Source organism: Candidatus Sericytochromatia bacterium, assembly GCA_035285325.1.
Taxonomy (GTDB): domain Bacteria; phylum Cyanobacteriota; class Sericytochromatia; order S15B-MN24; family JAQBPE01; genus JAYKJB01.
The window spans coordinates 1-19,010 of the sequence record JAYKJB010000039.1; the positions used below are offsets into that span (position 1 = coordinate 1).

The 19,010-nt window shown below is 64.9% G+C and carries 18 protein-coding genes; 10 read left to right on the top strand and 8 right to left on the bottom strand.

Annotated features, from left to right (window positions below; all coding sequences use genetic code 11):
* Both VKP62_05755 and VKP62_05760 read right to left on the bottom strand, forming a co-directional pair.
* Positions 1-1,995 (bottom strand): oligopeptide transporter, OPT family (locus tag VKP62_05755; protein ID MEB3196692.1); only part of this gene is annotated, 1,995 nt, incomplete at its 3' end.
* A gap of 174 nt (positions 1,996-2,169) precedes the next feature.
* On the bottom strand, positions 2,170-3,699 hold the full coding sequence (locus VKP62_05760) for a hypothetical protein (protein ID MEB3196693.1): 1,530 nt from the start codon (positions 3,697-3,699) through the stop codon (positions 2,170-2,172).
* Positions 3,700-3,925: 226 nt separating this feature from the next.
* Between VKP62_05760 and VKP62_05765 the strand changes: the two genes are divergently transcribed.
* Positions 3,926-4,882: a metallophosphoesterase gene (locus tag VKP62_05765; GenBank protein ID MEB3196694.1), complete on the top strand. Its 957-nt coding sequence runs from the start codon at positions 3,926-3,928 to the stop codon at positions 4,880-4,882.
* Between the two features lie 151 nt (positions 4,883-5,033).
* On the top strand, positions 5,034-6,188 hold the full coding sequence (locus VKP62_05770; protein ID MEB3196695.1) for a trypsin-like peptidase domain-containing protein: 1,155 nt from the start codon (positions 5,034-5,036) through the stop codon (positions 6,186-6,188).
* A gap of 97 nt (positions 6,189-6,285) precedes the next feature.
* On the opposite strand, the gene VKP62_05775 is transcribed toward VKP62_05770, so the two are convergent.
* The 5 genes from VKP62_05775 to VKP62_05795 form a co-directional block, all read right to left on the bottom strand.
* Positions 6,286-6,552 (bottom strand): hypothetical protein, encoded by a 267-nt coding sequence (locus tag VKP62_05775; GenBank protein ID MEB3196696.1) that lies wholly within the window; start codon positions 6,550-6,552, stop codon positions 6,286-6,288.
* Positions 6,553-6,758: 206 nt separating this feature from the next.
* Complete coding sequence (gene gshA / locus VKP62_05780) at positions 6,759-7,898, bottom strand: glutamate--cysteine ligase (protein MEB3196697.1); 1,140 nt, start codon at positions 7,896-7,898, stop codon at positions 6,759-6,761.
* Positions 7,899-8,050: 152 nt separating this feature from the next.
* Positions 8,051-8,848, bottom strand: coding sequence for an ABC transporter permease (locus VKP62_05785; protein ID MEB3196698.1), 798 nt, complete (start codon positions 8,846-8,848; stop codon positions 8,051-8,053).
* Complete coding sequence (locus VKP62_05790) at positions 8,842-9,591, bottom strand: ABC transporter ATP-binding protein (GenBank protein ID MEB3196699.1); 750 nt, start codon at positions 9,589-9,591, stop codon at positions 8,842-8,844. The genes VKP62_05785 and VKP62_05790 overlap by 7 nt, the downstream gene beginning before the upstream one ends.
* A gap of 4 nt (positions 9,592-9,595) precedes the next feature.
* A complete protein-coding gene (locus VKP62_05795) occupies positions 9,596-10,180 on the bottom strand; it encodes a hypothetical protein (GenBank protein MEB3196700.1) in 585 nt (194 codons plus the stop codon).
* 301 nt (positions 10,181-10,481) lie between these two features.
* On the opposite strand from VKP62_05795, the gene VKP62_05800 reads away from it, so the two are divergent.
* A complete protein-coding gene (locus VKP62_05800; protein ID MEB3196701.1) occupies positions 10,482-10,637 on the top strand; it encodes a hypothetical protein in 156 nt (51 codons plus the stop codon).
* Positions 10,638-10,751: 114 nt separating this feature from the next.
* Here VKP62_05800 and VKP62_05805 read toward each other — a convergent pair whose 3' ends face one another.
* A complete protein-coding gene (locus VKP62_05805; GenBank protein ID MEB3196702.1) occupies positions 10,752-11,696 on the bottom strand; it encodes a UDP-glucuronic acid decarboxylase family protein in 945 nt (314 codons plus the stop codon).
* A gap of 198 nt (positions 11,697-11,894) precedes the next feature.
* Here VKP62_05805 and VKP62_05810 point away from each other — a divergent pair, with 198 nt between their 5' ends.
* From VKP62_05810 to lpxB, 7 genes are all read left to right on the top strand, one after another.
* Positions 11,895-13,934 carry a BamA/TamA family outer membrane protein gene (locus tag VKP62_05810; protein MEB3196703.1) on the top strand — a complete coding sequence of 680 codons (2,040 nt, stop codon included), beginning with the start codon at positions 11,895-11,897 and terminating at the stop codon, positions 13,932-13,934.
* Between the two features lie 26 nt (positions 13,935-13,960).
* Positions 13,961-14,437 (top strand): OmpH family outer membrane protein, encoded by a 477-nt coding sequence (locus VKP62_05815; GenBank protein ID MEB3196704.1) that lies wholly within the window; start codon positions 13,961-13,963, stop codon positions 14,435-14,437.
* Position 14,438: 1 nt separating this feature from the next.
* The gene (gene lpxD / locus VKP62_05820; protein MEB3196705.1) at positions 14,439-15,533 is read left to right on the top strand and encodes a UDP-3-O-(3-hydroxymyristoyl)glucosamine N-acyltransferase; all 1,095 of its coding nucleotides are present in this window, start codon (positions 14,439-14,441) and stop codon (positions 15,531-15,533) included.
* 108 nt (positions 15,534-15,641) lie between these two features.
* Entirely contained in the window at positions 15,642-16,526 is an 885-nt protein-coding gene (gene lpxC, locus VKP62_05825) for a UDP-3-O-acyl-N-acetylglucosamine deacetylase (protein ID MEB3196706.1), read from the top strand.
* A 44-nt stretch (positions 16,527-16,570) separates the two neighbouring features.
* Entirely contained in the window at positions 16,571-16,999 is a 429-nt protein-coding gene (fabZ, locus tag VKP62_05830; GenBank protein ID MEB3196707.1) for a 3-hydroxyacyl-ACP dehydratase FabZ, read from the top strand.
* Between the two features lies 1 nt (position 17,000).
* Positions 17,001-17,807 carry an acyl-ACP--UDP-N-acetylglucosamine O-acyltransferase gene (gene lpxA / locus VKP62_05835; GenBank protein MEB3196708.1) on the top strand — a complete coding sequence of 269 codons (807 nt, stop codon included), beginning with the start codon at positions 17,001-17,003 and terminating at the stop codon, positions 17,805-17,807.
* Positions 17,804-18,934, top strand: coding sequence for a lipid-A-disaccharide synthase (gene lpxB / locus VKP62_05840; protein ID MEB3196709.1), 1,131 nt, complete (start codon positions 17,804-17,806; stop codon positions 18,932-18,934). Before lpxA ends, lpxB begins: the two co-directional genes overlap by 4 nt.
* Positions 18,935-19,010 lie beyond the last annotated feature (76 nt).

Genomic DNA, 19,010 nt, shown 5'->3' on the forward strand with positions numbered 1-19,010 from the left:
GCTGGCGATCGCCGCCACCAGGATCCCCGCGATCGAACCCCCGGCGATCAAACCTGAAGCCAGCAGCATGCCGGGAGCAAAGTCGGACGCCTGATTCCCCTGACGCTGGCGGCGATCGACCGCGAACCGGATCAGCCCCCCGACCATGACCGGGACGGAGGTGGCGATCGGCAGGTAGACCCCCACCGCGAAGGGCAGGGCGGCCACCCCCACCAGCTCCATCATCAGGGCCAGACAGACCCCGATCAGGACCAGCCCCCAGGGCAACTTCTGGCTCAGGATGCCGTCGATGATCATGCTGAAGAGGCGGGCCTTGGGGGCATCGAGCTTGGTCACCGGTTGGCCGTTCACTTCGGTGACGACGCCTCCAATCCCAGGGTCCACCAGATAGGCGATCGCCCCCGCTTCATCCACCAGATAACGTCCCACCGGGACACCGCTGGTCGCCGCGGGCACGAAATGTTCCCGGTACTGGCGACCGTCGGGCCCCTCGCGCAACGGCGCACCGGAAGGAAGCGCGGCCGTGTAGGCCGGATACTGCCGAGGAACCACCGTGGTGTAGGCCTCATTGAGGAACAGCAGGGTCCAACCAATGAACAGCGCACTGGTGATCACCCCGACGCTGATGGCGATTTGTTGGAGCCGAGGGGTGCCCCCCAGCAGAAAACCGGTCTTCAGATCCTGGCTGGTGGTGCCCCCGTTGCTGGCCGCCACACAGACGATCGCCGCGGTGGTCAGGGCCATCACCTGATACGAAGGGCCCGTCCAGCCCACCGCCAGGAACAGCAAGCAGGTGATCAGCAGGGTCGCCACGGTCATGCCCGAAATCGGGTTGGAGGAGGACCCCAGTTCCCCCGTGATGCGGCTGCTGACCGTGGTGAAAAAGAATCCGAACCCCACGATCAGCACGGCGGAAACGGCGTGCATCTGCAACATCGGCGCCAACCAGATGGCCCCCACGAGCGCCAGAGACCCGACCACCACCACCCCCATCGGAAGGTCTTGCTCGGTGCGGGGTTCCCGCTCACGCGCCGGCGCTGCGCCGGCGCGGCTGGCCCACAAGCGCGAGACCCCCTGTGCAAAGGCTCGCCAGATCAAGGGCAGCGAACGGACCAGGCTGATGATGCCGCCGGTGGCGACTGCGCCTGCGCCGATGTAGAGGATATAGGCGTTGCGAATGTCCGAGGGCGACATGTCCTTGATCAGCTTGGAGGCTGGAAACATCGGCTGCGTGAGCCCCTCACCGAACATGGCGATCGCCGGAATCAAGACCAGAAACGACAGCACCCCACCGGCCATCATGGTGGCGGCGGTGCGCGGACCGATGATGTAGCCCACGCCAAGCAACTCCGGCGAGATCTCCGCCCCGATCGAGGCCCCCTTGAAGGCCGTGAATACCCGTTCTGGCACCTCCTTCCAGAGATGCAGCGTCGCGTTCAGGAGCTTGTAAAGCGCCCCCACGAAAAAGCCGGCAAAGACCGTGCGGGCCTGGGTGCCACCCTGCTCCCCCACGATCAGCACCTCCGCGCAGGCCGTTCCCTCGGGATAGGTCAAGCGGCCGTGTTCCTGAACAATCAGGCCCTTTCGCAAGGGAATCATCATCAACACGCCCAGCAGGCCCCCCAGCAGGGCCACCATCATCACCCGCACCAGTTCGAGTTCCTGCCCGAGCAGGAGCAACGCAGGCAAGGTGAAGGCCACCCCGGCCGCCAGCGATTCGCCGGCCGAGCCCGTGGTTTGCACGATGTTGTTCTCCAGCACGGTGGCGCGCCCGATCAGACGAAACAGCGTGATCGACAGGACCGCGATCGGAATGCTGGCGCTCACCGTCATTCCGACCTTCAGCGCCAGGTAGACCGAGGAGGCCGCAAAGACGATTCCCAGCAAGGCACCCAGCAGGACGGCCCGCCAGGTGAACTCTCGGGGGGCCTCATCCGGCGACACGAAGGGCCGGAAGGGCAAGGGGGCAGGCCCCGTTTCCTCGGTGAGTGACATCGGTTCCTCCTGCGACACGAGGCCCGATCATAGCGCAGAAGCAAGGGCGCTGCCCCGCTCAGACGCCGCGGGCGCGCACGAGGGCATGCGGCGATGCCCTTCCGCGGCCCTCCCTGTCCGAGGATACCCACGAGCCGCCTCTGCCAGCATCAGGCGCCAAAGGCGCTCAGAAGCTCAAAGGCGAAACACCTCGAACTCACCAACGGCCCCGATCGGGCGGGCCTGCTCGACGAATGGGGACACGTGGCGCAACAGCGCAGAAAAATAGGGCTGCCAGCTGTGGGCGTCCGGCGTCAGCATCAGCAATCGCACGTCCCGTCGGCGGCAATCGGCCAGAAACCGAGGCCAGGACTGCACGTCGAAACGCGGATGGCGCCGTTCGTACTGCCAGACTGCATTGGGCAAGACCCCCCAGGTCCCGTTGGTGCTGGGACGCCAGCCGGGCAACCCCAGAAAGTAAATTTCGTGATTGTCCGAGAAGATCTGCTCCGCCCGGGTGACGCCGTGCTGGCGGGCCAGGGCCTCCAGTTGGGCGTAGACGTCACTCGTGTGACGAAGCTGACGCAGCGCCATCCAGTCCTGCCGAACGGAAGCCAGCAGGACCGTGGCCGCGAAACACGTCACCCCGAGCGCCGTCGCCCAGCGAGCCGTCCCGGGAACTGGCAGGGCCGCGCGCAGTTGTGCCATCAGCTCGACGACCAGCAGCGCCGTGGCCACGACCCAGATGGGCAGCAGGGGAATGGGGGCCCGTTCACTGAGGGCCAGCGAGACGGCCAGGGCATAGGGCAGTCCGCTCAGGAAAAGAAAGCGGCCCAGGGCCCCGCCGCGCTCAACGGGCGCCAGGCAGCCCATCAGCAAGGCTGGCAACAGAGAGGGAAAGAGCCAGGGGACGCCACGCAGGGTCGCGTCCAGGTAGCGCAGCTTGGCTTCAGCCACCATCGACCAGACGCTCACGTCGAGTTGGCGAGGCGGGTCCCACCAGGACACCGGATACACCTGCCGGTAGATGTTGAAGGCCTGGGCCGTTTCGAATGGGCCATGGCCCGCCAGGGTTTGCAGCAGACCGTGAATCAACACCCCAGCCCCCACGCCGAGCGTGGCCCAGCGCAGCGGCCCCCCGGCCCGCAGGTAGCCCAGCAAGCCCCCCGCGAGCAGCATCGCCAGGGCCAGCACCAGCAGATGGCCCCGGAGCAGCAGCGCCACGGCCAGGCAGAGTCCTCCAAGCAGGGCGGCCCAGGAAGCACCCGGTGCTTCCTGGGCACGATGAAAGGCCACCAGCGCCCAGGCGATCGCCGCGGCCGCCGCCAGGTCTGGCCCCGGCGTCAGCACGTAGGTGATCAGCCCCGGCGAGAAAAGGGTCAGCCCCGCTCCCAGCCAAGCGGCCCAGGGGCCACGCAGGGCGTGCAGCAGGCTCGCGATGCCCCAGACCAGGCAGGTCACCACCCCGAGGTGCAAGGCCCAGGCCGTGTCAGGCGTGAGTGGCCCAGGGCCGATCGCGAGCAGCAGAGGATACCCGATGGGAAAGAAACCGTTGAACCAGGACGCGGGCTCTTGCCAGGCCAGTGTGGAGGCCTGGTCGAACAGTTGCCAGAAATCATTGACGGGAAAACCGGCCCCTGTCAGGTGGCGCCCCAGCAGCGCCCAACCCAAGGCCAGCCCGGCGAGGCACGCTGGGGTGAATTGGAAGGGGAGTGGCTTGACCATGGCATCCTCAGGAGCACGACCGTGGTGGGCACCCTGTTCACGCCTGGCAGGACGCCCCACTGGACGCCTGGCAGCTTTCACCTGGCGAACCACGGCCATCTGATGATGTGATTGTACGTCAAGCCCGGGTGGAGAGGGCTGCCCGCAGGGAAGGCGCCCCGCCTGCCGGCCAGGCCATCGTTCGTGCTAGAATCAAGACGCCGCCTGCCACGTGTTGGGTGATCCGATGCCTGCCGCTACGTTGTTTCGCCTCTTCCTGCCATTGCCCCTGATGGTGAGCCTGGTGGCCGCCTGCACGGTCGTGGGACCGTCCGCCGGGCAGGCTCGCCCTCAGGCGGCCTCACCGTTCACCTCCGCCCGGGTCGCGGAGGGACCCTCCACGTTCTTCACGGGCGCGGGGGATATCGCCTACAGCGGACCTGGGGCCGAGCAGACCGCCCGCCTGCTCGACGCCATCCCCGGCGCGATCTTCACGCTCGGCGACAATGCTTACCAGAGCGGTTCCTCCGAGGAGTTTGCCAGCTATTATCATCCGACCTGGGGCCGGCACCTCAACCGCACCTTCCCCGTGATCGGCAATCACGAATACCGAACGCCCGGGGCCGCTGGCTACTTCGGTTATTTCGGCCCCAGGGCCGGCGATGCTCGCAAGGGCTACTATGCCTTCAATCTTGACGCCCACTGGCGCGTGTACGCTCTGAACTCGGCCACCGAAAGCGACGCCGCGTCCAAGCAACTGGGCCCCGACTCGGCACAATACCGTTGGCTGGCCGAGGATCTCGACGCGCACCGGGACCGGCATGTGATCGCCATGTGGCACCACCCGCGTTACAGCAGCGGGGCGCACGGCGACAACCCGGAAACGGATGCGCTTTGGCGCTTGCTGGTGAGCAAGGGCGCCGACATCGCCCTCTGGGGCCACGACCATCATTACGAACGGTTTCATCCCATGGATGCCGAGGGGAAGCGCGATGATAAGCAGGGCCTCAGCGCGTTTGTCGTCGGCACGGGTGGCAAGAATCACTACATCTTCTTCAAACTGCCCAAGCGCACCACCGCTGTCCGCAACGCCAGCACCTTCGGGGTATTGAAATTCACGCTCCGCGCCAGCGATTTCGATTGGGAATTTGTTCCCGTCGCTGGAGAGACCTTCCGCGACCGAGGCCGCAGTCCGGTGCGCTGATGCGTGCCCCGGGGGCAGTGGCCCCGCTCCAGGATGCTGAGGCGCCTGAGCGACCCACGTGGGGATGGGGAACTTTTTCGATGCTGGATGGTCTTCACTCACATGTTGACGGTGCGCAGGCTGGGGCCGCGTGAAGATGGGAGGACATGTCGTGTTGGCTGGGCGGTTGGTCTCCGGGGTCGGAATTTTTGCGCTTGGCGCGCTGGGCGGCGTGGTGGGCGTGCGCCTGTTTCCCGCAGACGGACCACTGACACCTCTCAGCGCGACGCCTGCGGTGGCCGAGGAAATCAAGGTGAGCCCGCCCCAGGGAGGTGAAGACGGCATCGCCGACCTCGTCGACAAGGTCAAGGTCGCGGTGGTCAACATTGATACGGTGGCACATCGCCTGGTACCGAACCAGCTCGACCCGTTTCGTTTCTTCTTCGAAGGGGGCGGCGATCAGCCTCCGGTACAACGGGAGGAAAAGGGGGTCGGCTCCGGCTTTGTGGTGGGTGCCAACGGCCTGATCGTGACCAACCATCACGTGGTGCGTGGCGCAGACAAGCTGACGGTTACCTTCCACGACGGGAAGAAATTCCCGGGCAAGGTGATTGGCCAGGACCCGGGGACGGATCTGGCCCTGGTGAGAATCGAGGCGAAGGGTCTCTCCACCCTCAAACTGGCCGATCCCGAGCGCTTGCGTGTGGGGCAATATGTCGTGGCCATGGGAAGTCCGCTGGGACTTTCCCAGTCCGTCACCACGGGCATCTTGTCGGCGATCAATCGCGACATTGCCCTGAATGCCCGGGTGGGCTTTCTGCAGACGGACGCCCCGATCAATCCTGGCAACAGTGGAGGTCCCTTGCTGAACCTGCGTGGTGAGGTGATCGGCGTGAACACGGCGATCGCCGCACGCGGACAGGGCATTGGTTTCGCCGTTCCGGTCGAGACCGTGCGCGTGGTCTTGCCGCAACTCGAAAAGTCCGGGCGGGTGGAGCGGCCCTGGCTGGGCGTCGGCATCACGGGCTTGCCCGAAGACCGTAGCAAAATGTTTTATCCCGTGGAGCACGGGGTCCTGGTCGGCCGGGTGGAACGGGGTGGTCCTGCTGAGGCCGCCGGCCTGGTGACGGGCGACGTGATTCTCTCCGTCAACGGGCAAACGCTCGAAAGCCCGGGAGAGCTGATCCGGGAGGTGGCCAAGCATTCCCCGGGAGAGACCGTGGAATTGCTGGTCAGCCGCCAAGGGCAGACCAAGACCTTCAAGTTGAAACTGCAAAAGATGCCTGAGCAGGCGGCCCTGACGGGGAGCGAAGGCCAGGAGGACTGACCCGTTCCTGCCCCGAGTGGCCCAGCTGGCGTCAACGTCGGAGGCCGTAAAAAACCCCCGCTGCCCAGAGAGGGAAGCGGGGGGCCATTTCAGCGAATCAGACCGCGACCGGACTGATCGGGCCCAGGTTCGACAGGTGTCGCACCTGGATTCCTTCGTCCAGCAAGCGGACTTCAAAGAAAGTGGTGGTCCCGCCCCGTCCGGCGCGATTGGAGGGACCCTTCTGATAGGCAATCACGACAATGCCGTCTTCCATAAACTGCCGGAGTTGAAACTCGGCCGTTGCAGGAAGTAATTCGGCCGCACAAGCCCGACGAACCAGTTCCCGGGTGACGTCATCCCAATTCTTACCGAGATACATCATGGACAGCGCTACTCCTCACCGTGCAGTGGTTTCCCCAAACCACCTTGTACCCCCGTGTGGACCATCACAGACTAATTGCCGTGAACCCTACCAAGGGCATGTCCACACGACTTCCCCCGTCAGGTTAACAGATCGCGAACGTGGTGTCGAATGCCTGCCGCGCCAAACCTGCTCCCGGACTCGCGCTGGGCGCGTGCGAGGAATGGTTATCCGGCAGTCGAGAGCGTTGCCTCGGACAGCAAGCCGAGCTGCCGCGCCCAGCGCACATCGATCGCTTCGGCCTCGTCGATCGCTTCCACGACGGCGTCCTTGAGATTGCCAAGGGACTCGACCCGCTTGATCAGCTTCATCGCCTCGTTGCCGGTGGCCAAGACCTCATCGATCGCGGCCAGATGGTGGTAGGTCCCGTTGGCGCGCATGAGCCCCTCCACCTCGCCGATCAGGCGGGCGATGGCCACCCGCACCGGAACTTCCTTGCCATAGTGCCACACACTGGCGTTCAGGCTGTCCTTGGCCACCCGGCGCTCATTTTCACGGGCGATCGCCATCATCGACTCGGCAGGCTTGCCTTGCTTCATCCGCAGGTGCTGAATACGCGCCTCCAGGAGCGCCGTGATCGCGAGCATCAAACCGGGGTCGTAAGCCAGGTCGCAGATGCGCGTTTCAATCCGGTTGAGGCTGTAGGGCCGGTCATCTCCGTTGGGACGAACGGCCGTCCACATGTGCCGCACCGAGCGCATCAAGCCGCTGGCCAGGCCATCTTCGACAAAGCGCACATAATCCGCGTGCCCGTCGAAGAAGCGCAGGTTGACCGGTTCCTGGGGGAAGGTCACCCAACGCGAGGAATGATAACCGGTGAACTGGCCATTGCGATAAGGCGACGAGGCCGCCAACGCGAGCAACAGCGGCATGTCCAACCTCAACCAGTTGGTGACGGCGACAATCTCATCGGGATCATCCAGGCCCACACTGATGTGGATGCTGCTGGTCAGAATGTCCGTGCCGAAGGTTTCGCCGACCCAGGCGTAGTACTTGTTGTTGGGAAGGGACGGATGGAAGGCCGTGTCGAACGGCAAGGCCAGCGTGCTGCCGGGAAGGACCGTGTACCCTCCCTCAGCCTCGAGAAACGAGCGCAACTGCAAGCGCGGCGCCACGATGGCGTGCGCCAGTGCGTCGTAGTCAGTCAGCGGGGCAGTGGTGTATTCCACGTGCCGGGCATCCGACTCGAACACGAATCCGTGGGACTCGAGAGCCGGCACGATCCGCGGCGACAGATCCTTCGCCTCACCATCGCGCGACCCGGTGAAAACCTCGACCTCGATACCTTTTTTGAGCAGGGCCATCATCAGAACGATCTCTCCCAATCAACCCAGAGGACACGGTTCTATTCGGCTTCAGGTTAAAATGATCTTCCCTGAAATTAAACTATATTTAACCTATGTGACGAGAATACTAAATCGCCCGAGCGAAGTCAATCCCTCCCAGGAAATCTCTCGCCTTACTCGCCTGTCTTGGCCAGCAAACCGCGGGTGAGGGCCAACTTGAAGGTCAGGTGGAAGAACCCGCCCGCCGCCGCCACGAAAAGCAGGTCCAACCCCGCCGCGGTGGCCAGATGATGCCAGGGAAAGGCCTCGTGCGCGATCACGGCCCGCATCCCTTCAAACACGTGAGCCGCGGGCAAGGCCAGAGCGACTGGCTGCAACCAACCCGGCAAGGTCGAAACGGGATAGAACACGCAGGCAATGGGCTGCACCACGAAGGCCAGCACCCACGCCAGCGACTCGGCCCCCTGACCGAAGCGCAAAACCAGCGCGGTCGTGACGGTACCCAACGCCCATCCGAAGATCGTCAGGATGGCCACGAAAGGAACCAGCGCCAGGCCCAGGCTCAACAGGTTGAACCCGTACAGGGCCCACGCCAGACAGGCCATCACACTGACGGAAAAAGCCAACTTGACCAGACTGACGGTCATGGTCGCGAGCAGAAACTCCGTCACCGTGAGGGGCGTGACGAACAGATTCAGGAGGTTACGCGACCACACCTCTTCGAGGTAAGCCAGGGAGACCCCTTGCTGGGCACGAAAGAGCAGGTCCCAGAGGATCAGTCCGCCCAGCAGCAAGGCCACGAAATTGGCGGTATCGCCGGGGCCGATTCGATGAAGCCAGACGGACAGGAAGCCCCAGAGCACGAGGTCGAGAAAGGGCCAGTAGACCAATTCAGCGATGCGAAAGGGACTGCGGCGGTACAGATACGCGTGGCGACTACACAGGGCCAGCACACGATGCCACCTCAGCATGGGTCCCCCTGACGGGCCACGGACAGGAACCACTGCTCCAGGTCGGACACGCCCAGTTCCGAGAGCAACTGCTGGGGCGTCCCTTCATAACGGATCCGACCGCCTTGCAGGTACAGGATGCGGTCGCAAAGCTGCTCCATCTCCGCCATGTTGTGGCTGGTAAGGAGGATCGTCAGCCCCTCCCGCGCTTGAAGCGCCTTGAGGTGCGTGCGCACCCGATCGGCCGTATCAGGGTCCAGACTGGCCGTCGGCTCATCCAGCAGCAACAATTCGGGTCGATTCAGGAGGGCCTTGGCCAGGTGCAAGCGCGTCATCTGGCCGCTGCTCAAAGAGCGGGTGGGTTGATCCCCCTGAGTGAGCAGGTCGAAATCGCGCAACACCTCCGCCACCCGCGCAGCCGGACGCGGTATGCCATACAAGCGGGCAAACACGAGAAGGTTTTCGCGCACCGAAAGGGTCTGCGGCAACTGCACGTAGGTAGACGAAAAATTGAGGCGCCCCAGAATCCGTTCCCGTTGAAGGGTCAGGTCCTCGCCAAAAATCCGGATCTCCCCCTCGGAAGGGCTCAAGATGCCAAGCAGCATGTGCAGCGTGGTGGTCTTGCCAGCCCCGTTGGCGCCCAGCAAACCGACCGTTTCTCCCTGTTGGATGACGAAATCCACTCCGTCCACGGCCACGAATGGACCGAATCGCTTGGTCAGTCCGCGCACCTCAAGCGATGCTGGTCTCCGGCCGTCGTTCATGGCTTCACACCCGACGTAAGCGCCAGGCCAACTCGGAATAGGCCCGGGCTTGCAGCTCGCGTCCATAAGCTGCCTGTTGGGCCAGCGTCTCGGCCTCCCCGGCAATCCAAGCCGAAGGCAAGTCACGCAGGTGAGCCTCACAGGCGGCCACCCCTCCTTCGAGGGCGGTGGCGAGGAGCCGCCAGGCCAATTCCAGGTCAGGCAGGAAATCGACGCCCCCCTTGTCCAGCACCGGCTTGATCTGCCCGAGGCCTTGCAGGGCCAGTTCGACCAGCGTGCGCGCCACCCGGTACAGGGCCAGGCGGGCGGCCGGTTTCCCCGCGGCGTCTGCGCCCGCAAAACCGGCCTCAGCCCGTTGAGCCGACACGAGTTGGCGCCCCACGCGACGAAACAGCGATTGGAGCAGTTCGATGTCCCCCTGGCTGAACCCGGGCGAAAGGTCTGCCGGAGGGTGATGGAGCGCCTTGATGAACAGTCCCAAGCCCATCGAGAGACTGACACCCGCGGCCGAACAGCCCGCCGGCGACCGTTCCGGGCCTGCCAGCTGGTCGAGCCATTCCGAGAAGCGTGGTTCGGGGGACTCCATCACCGGCAAAGTCTAGCATGGACGAAAAATCGATGCGTCCCGGGCAGGAGGGCGTAAGGGCCTGGGTATAGTGGAGGCGTCACCCTGACATCCGGAGGCTTCGATGTCCCAGAAAAAGCCTGGCTTGCGGAGTCACTCCCGGGCAGCCTCTGGAGGCCAGCCCCAATCGACTGGGTCCAGTGTGCCAGCCGGCCCGACAGGCAATGGGGTCAAGCCGATACCGGGGGGATTGCTCGCCCCGCGCTTCCGCCCCAGCGCGCCGGAGCCGGGTCCCCAAGCTTCCCCGAGGGAACAGGTGGACTTCATGGCCGGGCAAATTCAGGCGCTGGCGACGCGACTGGAAGTGTTGCGGGAACAAGGGGCGGGGCACACCGCCGACTTCCGACAACTGGAGCAATTGCTCGCAGCGGTCCAGGAAAAGCTGTACCTGGCCCAACGGCAGGTCAACCCCTCCCGTTGATCCTGGAGAAACGACGGCGGTCTGGAGCCGGTCCACTGGACTGAAACGGGCGCAGGAGCCCTCCGGCTGCGTTGGGCGTGGAAAATGTGCGGGGGCCGCTTTCCGAAGGGAGCCTCAGACCGTCTGCCGCGCCAAAGCGCGCTTGAAAAAGGCGACGGTCTTCTCCAACCCCTCCGCCAACTCCACCTGGGGCTCCCACCCAAGCAAGGTCCGGGCCCGCGTGATGTCCGGCCGGCGGACTTTGGGGTCGTCCTCCGGCAGCGGCCGATAGACGATCGGGCTGGTGGTGCCGGTCAAAATCCGAATGCGTTCGGCCATCTCCCCCAGGGTAAGTTCAGCCGGGTTGCCCACGTTGACGGGCAGCGTCTCCTCCGACTCCATCAGGCGCAGAATGCCCTCGACCAGGTCATCCACATAGCAGAAACTGCGGGTCTGACTGCCGTCTCCGTAGACGGTGATGGGTTCCCGTCTGAGCGCCTGGGTCAAGAAATTGGGAATGGCGCGCCCGTCGTCCAGACGCATCCTGGGCCCGTAGGTGTTGAAGATACGGACGATTCGGGTGTCAACGCCACGCGTCCGCTGGTAGGCCATCGTGAGGGCTTCGGCGAACCGTTTGGCCTCGTCATAACAGGAGCGAGGCCCGATCGGGTTGACATTCCCCCAGTAGCTTTCAGGTTGCGGGTGGACGGCCGGGTCTCCATAAACCTCGGAGGTGGAGGCCAGGAGAATGCGAGCGCCCGTTCGGCGTGCCAGACCCAACGCGTGGTGAGCGCCTCGTGACCCCACCATCAAGGTTTCCACGGGGATCGCCGCGTAATCCACCGGGCTGGCTGGACTGGCAAACTGGTAAATCCGGTGCAGCGGCCCCTCCCACTGGATGGGCTCGGTGATGTCGTGCCGAATGAACTGGAAACCAGGATGCCCCTCTAGTTCGGTCAGGTTCTCGCGCTTGCCCGTGACCAGATTATCCATCGCCACCACCTGGTGGCCCGCCCGAAGCAGGCGCTCACAGAGATGCGAGCCAATAAAGCCGGCCCCCCCCGTCACCAGAATGCGCATCGATGTCGTCATAGCCCCACTCAGCAGAACGTGCAACGGCCCTATGGTGACGCAAGTCAGGAGGGCTGGCAACACCGACAAGCACCAAACTTTCCGGTCCGACCCGCACGCGGAATCCCGAAGCGGGCGTGATATGATGTGGCCTTCAAAGAAGCTGATTCAAAGCTTAAGCGCAGCTCAATCTGAACCGGTGCCGTCGTGACCTCACCCCTTCCCGTTGAAGTGCCTCCTTCTGAAGACTCGCTGCTTGCGCCGCAAGGGATTCGACTCGCGAGCCTGGCGGGTCTCGTGGTGCTGGCAGGAGTTGTCTCGCCCTGGGACGCCCAGGCCAAGTCAGCGCCCGCCCGAAAGGTCACCAGTCTGAAGATCCCCGCGGCCTCTCGCAGCCCACAGCCCATCCCCAAGCCTGGCGAGTCTCCCGCGGAAGCCCCGGACGACTACGGTCCCGGCGCGCCGCCCCCGGGCGGGGCCACTCCGCGACCTGAACGCAAACCGACCCCGTCCCCCCGCGACCTCGAGAAAAAAGAGACCGTTCGAGAGGTCGCAGTGCGCGGCAACACGCGGATCAGCGAGGATCGAATCCTGCTGATGACGCCGGTGGCCATGGGCGACCGGGTGGGCCGGTCCGACATCCTGGACGCGGTCCAGCGCATCTACGGCATGGGGCTGTTCGCGGACGTTCGGCCTCAAACGGAACCGGTGTTCGGGGGCATCCGGGTGACCTTTCACGTCGTGGAAAACCCGCCCCTGCTCGGCGTGCGCTTCGAGGGCGTCACCAAGGTGGACCCGTCGAAGCTTTCGACCCACTTCGACGCGATGCGGGGAGACACCATCAACTTCAACGCCATCAAGGAGGCCGTCGACAAGGTGCAGAAGACCTATGCCGACGCCGGCTATCCCCTGGCGCGCGTGGCGGACATGGGCCTCAGCCCGGAGGGCATCCTGGTCTTTCGGATCGCCGAGGGGCGAATTGCCGCCATCAAAGTGAAGGGCAACGAGGAGACCAAAGAGTACGTCGTCCTGCGCGAACTCACGACGCGCCCCGGGGAGGTTTTCAATGCCGAGAAGTTTCGCCTGGATCTGCGTCGAGTCTTCAACCTGAATTTTTTCGAGGATGTGAACCTGCGCTTTGAACCGGCACCGCGACCGGAGGGGGCCAAGACGCCGACCGACGACCTGGTGGTGGTGGTTGATGTCAAAGAAAAGCAGACTGGCTCGATCAACCTGGGGGCAGGTTACTCCACGCGAGACGGCATTCTGGGAATGTTTAGCGTCAAGAAGGACAACGTCTTCGGGACCGGCCGTCAGGTCGGCGCAGACCTGTCGATCAGCCAGCAGTTGCGTGTCGCGGGTGAACTGAATTACTTCGATCCGTGGTTCGACAATCAGCGAACAGGGATTGGCGGCAGCCTCTATGTGCGACGCTTCAACAACTTCCTGGCCGACTTCCGCGAGGATCGCCTGGGTGGGAGCGCCTCCCTGACCAAGCCCCTGTTCGGTGACCCCCTTACCTCGCAGTGGCGAGGCTCGCTCGGCTTGCGTTTCGAACAGATCACCACCTTCGACAACGTTTGGACGGGCGGCAACATCAAGCCAACCTATCCGGACGGACGCCGCATCACGGTTGACCCTGCCGGGACCGACAAGGTGGGCGGAGGCAACCTGGGGGTGACCTTCGACTCCCGCGACATCATCATGAATCCCACCGAAGGCTGGTTCAACCAGTTGACCCTGGAGCCGGCCCTCGTCAACGGCACCAGCCCATTGGTCCGGGGAACGGCCACCGGAAATTTCTTCATCCCGATGCCCCCGATGCCGTGGGCGCCCAGCGAGCGCACCACGATCGCCTTTGGTAGCCGCCTTGGTCTGATCGGCGGGGCGGTCGTTCCGGCGTACGAGCGGTTTTTCTCGACGGGACCCTACCTCGTGCGAGGTTGGCCTGAGTTCGTCTCCCAGGGCCACCCCACGGTGCAGAAGTACGGAATCAACTACTTTCAGGGGTCGAATGCCTTCGTGGGGAGCCTGGAGTATCGTTTCCCGATGGTGAACATCATTTCTGGCGTTCTGTTTGCGGACACGGGAATCTTCTGGGACGATCGATTCGACCTGAACTTGCTCCACCACGGTTATGGAGCAGGTGTCCGCCTCAACACCCCCCTCGGACCGATTCGTCTCGACTACGGCCTGACGGGAATCGAGCCCGGCCAGTTCCACTTCTCCATCGGTCAAAAATTCTGAAACCATTCCGCCAGAAAGGAACCACGATGTCGTCGCGCCTCTCCGTCCGCCTTCGCCTGACCCTGATCGCACTTGCCTCCGCTGCTTGCAGTTTGGGCTTCGCTCCCGCCGCCTCCGCCTTGACGATCGGTTACGTCGACACGGCCAAGGTGCTGCTGAGCTACCGGGGTGCCCGCGATGCCCAGGGAAAGATGCAAGCTGAGCTGGTGAAGTATCAGCAAGCCTTCGGCGAACGTCAGAAAAAGATCGCCGAAGCGCAGAAATCGGGCAAGACGCCCAGCGAGCTCCAGAAGATGACGGAGGAATTCGAACGGGAACTGAAACCATTGAAGGACAAGGCCATGAGCCTGGAGGCTCGCCTGTCCGGTGACGTCAAGACGCGCATTGAAGCTGTCATTCACCGCGTGGCGGCAGAACGCAAGCTGGACCTGGTGCTGGACAAAGCAGCCGTGCTGCACGGCGGCGTGGACATCACCCCCGAGGTGATCAAAGGCCTCAAGTAGCGTGACGGCGACCTGGACGCTGGGGGAACTGGCTGCGCGGGTGAGGGGGGAGTTGCAAGGCGACCCGGAAACGCGCATCTCCACCGTCAGTGACCCCCGGGAGGCGGGGCCGGACAGTCTGGTCTTCCTGCTTGAACCCGGCTTTCGCGCGCTGGTCGAGCAGTCGCAGGCCGCCGCGGTGGTGACGGCGAGGCCGCTGGAACGATTCGCGCGCGCCCAGCTGGTCGTGCCTGATGCGCGAATCGCGCTGGCCACCCTGCTGCCCTTGTTCGCCCCCCCACGAATGGCCGCCACCATTCACGAAACGGCCGTGGTCGACGACACGGCCTTCGTGGCCCCAGGGGCCAGCCTTGGCCCCTACGCCGTCGTCGGGGCCGGTAGTCGGGTCGGGGCGGGGACCATCCTGCACGCCCATGTGGTGCTGGGCCGAGACACCGAGGTAGGAGACGGATGTGAGCTGTTTCCGCACGTCGTGCTCTATGACGGGGTCCGGCTCGGCGCGCGCACGGTGATTCACGCGGGCACGGTGCTGGGTTCCGATGGCTATGGATTCGTGGCCGACCAGTCCGGGCGTCACCTCAAGATCCCGCAACTGGGAACCCTCGAGGTGGCGGGCGAGGTGGAAATTGGCGCCAATGTCACGATCGACCGGGGAACCCTGGGCGCCACCCGCCTCGGACGAGGGACCAAGATAGACAACCTGGTTCACATCGGGCACAACGTTCAGGTGGGTGAGGATGTCCTGATCGTCAGTCAGACCGGCATCTCGGGCGGCGTGCGCATCGGCGACCGCGCCACCTTGGCCGGCCAGGTCGGGGTCGCGGGCCACCTGACGATCGGTGACCAGGCCGTGATTCTGGCCCGGGCGGGCGTGACCAAGAACGTGCCGGCCCGTGCGTGGGTCAGTGGGTTCCCGGCGCGCGCCCACGCCCAGGAGCGACGCCGCCAGGGCGAGCTTGGCTTGCTCACGGCTCTGCGAGCGACCGTGCGCGATCTGGCAGCCCGCCTGCGAATCCTCGAGACGGGCAGCGATGCCCTCCTGGCCAAACCGGATAACGAAGCTGAGAACCTGGGCCAAGCTGTCCAATCCAGCTAAGCCTGGCGGGCTGTCACCCAAGTTTGCTAGACTGGCGGCCGTTTCCAGCGAGAGGCACCCCGCCTCGCCCGAGCCGCCGGCCCGCCCTCTGTTTCTCTGGACCTCGCCGTGTCGCCTGCGCCCTTCGACCCCGTCTCACCCGGCGCCCCGTGGGGGCGTCGTTGGACCCTGGCTGCCCCAGTCGCTTTCGAGGGGACAGGCCTGCACACGGGGGCCCGTGTGGCCATGCGCATCGAACCCGCGCAGGTGGCCTGCGGAATCCACTTCAGTCGGGTAGATTTGCCCGGAGAACCAACCGTCCCGGCCCTGACGGCCCGGGTGGCCACCACCAGGCTCGCCACCACCCTGGTCGCCGGCCAGGCGGCCGTGGCAACCACGGAGCACCTGATGGCCGCCTTGTGGGGTCTGGGCATCAGCGACGCCTTCATTCGTCTGGAGGGGCCGGAAGTGCCGATGCTGGACGGCAGCGCCTTGCCCTTTGTCAATGCCATCCGAGAAGTCGGGGTCATCGCACTGTCAGCCCCGCGCCCCGTGCGAGATTTCACTGCCCAAGGCGTGGGTGAGGGGCAAAGTGCCCTCAGCGTGGTGCCACACCCTGAGACGGTCCTGACCGTCGCGATCGACTACGGTCGCCCGCCCCTGCGCCCCACCCTGTTTCATTTCGTCTTTTCTCCGGCTTTGTTTGCCTCTCAGCTGGCGCCGGCGCGGACATTCGCCCTGGAGGAGGACCTACCGTTCCTGCGCGAGGCGGGCCTGATTCGGGGCGCCTCCCTGGACGGGGGCATCCTGGTGGGGCGAGATGGATTCAGTAGCCCTTTGCGATTTCCTGATGAAATGGCCCGACACAAGGCGCTTGACCTGCTGGGAGACCTGGCACTGCTGGGTGTCTGGTGGCGGGGACACGTGGTCGCCGTCAAAGCGGGACACACCCTGCATCACCGGCTGGCGAGTTTGCTCGATTCCCCTCCTACGGCCCGCGAGGATGCCACGTGAACGACCACCCCGCCACGCCTGACCGGTCGAACCGTCTTGTGTCCTTGGACGCGGAAGGCATCATGGCCACCTTGGCCCATCGGTATCCGATGTTGCTGGTGGATCGTCTGATCGAACTCGAGCCCGGCGTTCGAGCGACGGGCTTGAAAAACGTCTCGTTGAACGAGCCCTATTTTGCCGGTCATTTCCCGGGCCGGCCCATCATGCCGGGCGTGCTGGTGGTGGAGGCGATGGCCCAGGTGGCGGCCTGTTTGATGCTGCACAGTTCTCAGTACCGAGGCATGCTGGCCTTGTTCGCCGGTATCGACGCCTGCCGCTTTCGGCGCCCGGTCCTGCCGGGAGACCAATTGCAGTTGGAGGCCGAACTGGTCAGAATGCGCGGGCTTTTCGGCAAGGCACGCACGCTGGCGACGGTGGCAGGCGAGCGAGTGGCCGAGGCAGACCTGCTGTTCACCTTGAGCCCCAGGGAGTGACATGATTCAGGTCCACGAAACGGCGGTTGTCCACCCGTCGTCTGACCTCGCGGAGGGCGTCTCCGTTGGGCCCTACGCCGTGATCGAAGCGAACTGTCAGATCGGACGGGGCACCCGCATCGGGGCCCACGTCGTGGTGGGGGCCTACACCGCCATCGGACGAGAATGTGTCCTGCACCCGGGCGCGGTGGTCGGCGGGATTTCCCAGGATCGCAAGTTCAGCGGGGGCATCAGCTACTGCGTGTTGGGCGATCGCAACGTCATTCGCGAACACGTGACCATCAACCGGGCCACCGCACGGGGAGAGTCCACCCGCATCGGCAACGACAATCTTCTGATGGCCGGCGTCCACGTGGCTCACGACTGCCTGATCGGACATGACTGTGTGCTGGCCAATGGCGTGACCCTCGCCGGACACGTCACCGTCGAGGATCACGTGGTGATCGGGGGCATGTCCGGCCTGCATCAGTTCATCCGCGTGGGTCGAATGGCGATGATCGGAGCGATGAGCCGACTGGCACAGGATGTCCCGCCCTTCATGCTATGCGAGGGCAATCCCCCCCGCATTTTCGGCCCCAACGTGGTGGGCCTGCGTCGCCACCAGGTTCCAGCCTCGGCACGGGCCGACCTCAAGCGAGCGTTTCGGGCCCTGTTCCGGGAACAGCGCACGGTATCGCAAGCCCTGGCCGAGATCGCGCGATTGCCAGCCGGCCCCGAACTCGTGCATCTGGTGGATTTCATCCAGAGCAGCCAGCGTGGAATCTGCGGAATCGCCCGGGGGGATGCGGGCCTCGAGGCAGACGATTGACCCGCTCTCCCCTGCTGTTTCTCTCCGCGGGTGAGGTTTCGGGGGATGAGCATGGCGCGGCCCTGGCCCAAGCCCTGCGCCAACGCCAGCCGGGATGCCGCATGGTCGGACTCGGCGGAGTCCACATGCGGGCCCAGGGGGTGGAGTTGCTGGCTGACCTGACCCCCCACGGCGCCGTCGGCCTGATCGAACAATGGCCGCACCTGCCCGCGGTCCTGGCGGCATTCTGGAACGCCAGACGCTGGCTGGCTGAGCATCGGCCGGACGCGGTGGTCTTGATCGACTTCCAAGGCGCCAACCTTCGACTGGCGGCCCAGGCCCGTCGGCTGGGGATTCCGACGGTCTACTACATGCTGCCGCAGGCGTGGCTATGGGGATTGCCTGGCGATCTGCGCCGGGTGAGCCGCAGCGCCGACTTGCTGCTCGCCGCCTTCAAACCGGAGGCGGAAGCCTATGCCGCGGCCGGTGGCAAGGTCACCTACGTCGGGCATCCCTTGCTGGACCGACGGCCCCCCAGTCCGCCCGGAGAACATTCCCCATCCCCAGGCACCGTGGCCCTGTTGCCTGGTTCGCGGCGGCACGAGGTTGAAAGCCTCTTGCCGATTTTCCTTGAGGTGGCCCGCCGCCTGCTGGCCAGATTACCTGACCTGCGCTTCGTGTTGCCGGTCCCCCAGGCGGCCCTGTTGCCCTCCGTGCGCGCCCGCGTGGCGGCCAGCGAGCTTCCGATTGCCTTGCTGGTGGGCGAGTCGCAACCCGACTGGCGCCGGTCTGACCTGGCGCTGCTGGCCTCTGGCACGGCGGTCTTGGAGGCAGCCATTCACGATATTCCCTGCATTGCGGCCTATCGCGTCGCGCCCTTGACGGCCGCCGTGGCACGTTGGCTGCTGCGCGGACGTCACGTGACGCTGCCCAACATCCTGCTGGGAAGAGAGGCCGTGCCGGAGTTCCTGCAAGCAAGGGCCACGGCTGAGCGATTGACCGAGGCCAGCCTTTGTTTGCTGGAAGATCCGGCGGCTCGGGAGCGCCAGCGTGAGGATTACGCTGAATTACGCCGCCTGCTGGGCTCCCCGGGCGCCAGTCAGCGAGCCGCTGACAGCATTCTGGCAACCCTCGAGCTCTCCCGCTGAGACGGCGCCCCCCTGGCGAGAAGCCAACCGGGCGGCCTACACTGAACCCATGCGTGCTTTGATCCAGCGAGTTCGG

Bases quoted from the DNA above. Each gene is read 5' to 3' on its own strand.
- VKP62_05760 (MEB3196693.1), bottom strand. From the start codon at position 3,699: ATGGTCAAGCCACTCCCCTTCCAATTCACCCCAGCGTGCCTCGCCGGG.
- VKP62_05790 (MEB3196699.1), bottom strand. From the start codon at position 9,591: ATGAACGACGGCCGGAGACCAGCATCGCTTGAGGTGCGCGGACTGACC.
- VKP62_05800 (MEB3196701.1), top strand. From the start codon at position 10,482: ATGGCCGGGCAAATTCAGGCGCTGGCGACGCGACTGGAAGTGTTGCGG.
- VKP62_05765 (MEB3196694.1), top strand. From the start codon at position 3,926: ATGCCTGCCGCTACGTTGTTTCGCCTCTTCCTGCCATTGCCCCTGATG.
- VKP62_05785 (MEB3196698.1), bottom strand. From the start codon at position 8,848: ATGCTGAGGTGGCATCGTGTGCTGGCCCTGTGTAGTCGCCACGCGTAT.
- lpxA (MEB3196708.1), top strand. From the start codon at position 17,001: ATGATTCAGGTCCACGAAACGGCGGTTGTCCACCCGTCGTCTGACCTC.
- VKP62_05805 (MEB3196702.1), bottom strand. From the start codon at position 11,696: ATGCGCATTCTGGTGACGGGGGGGGCCGGCTTTATTGGCTCGCATCTC.
- VKP62_05815 (MEB3196704.1), top strand. From the start codon at position 13,961: ATGTCGTCGCGCCTCTCCGTCCGCCTTCGCCTGACCCTGATCGCACTT.
- gshA (MEB3196697.1), bottom strand. From the start codon at position 7,898: ATGATGGCCCTGCTCAAAAAAGGTATCGAGGTCGAGGTTTTCACCGGG.
- VKP62_05775 (MEB3196696.1), bottom strand. From the start codon at position 6,552: ATGATGTATCTCGGTAAGAATTGGGATGACGTCACCCGGGAACTGGTT.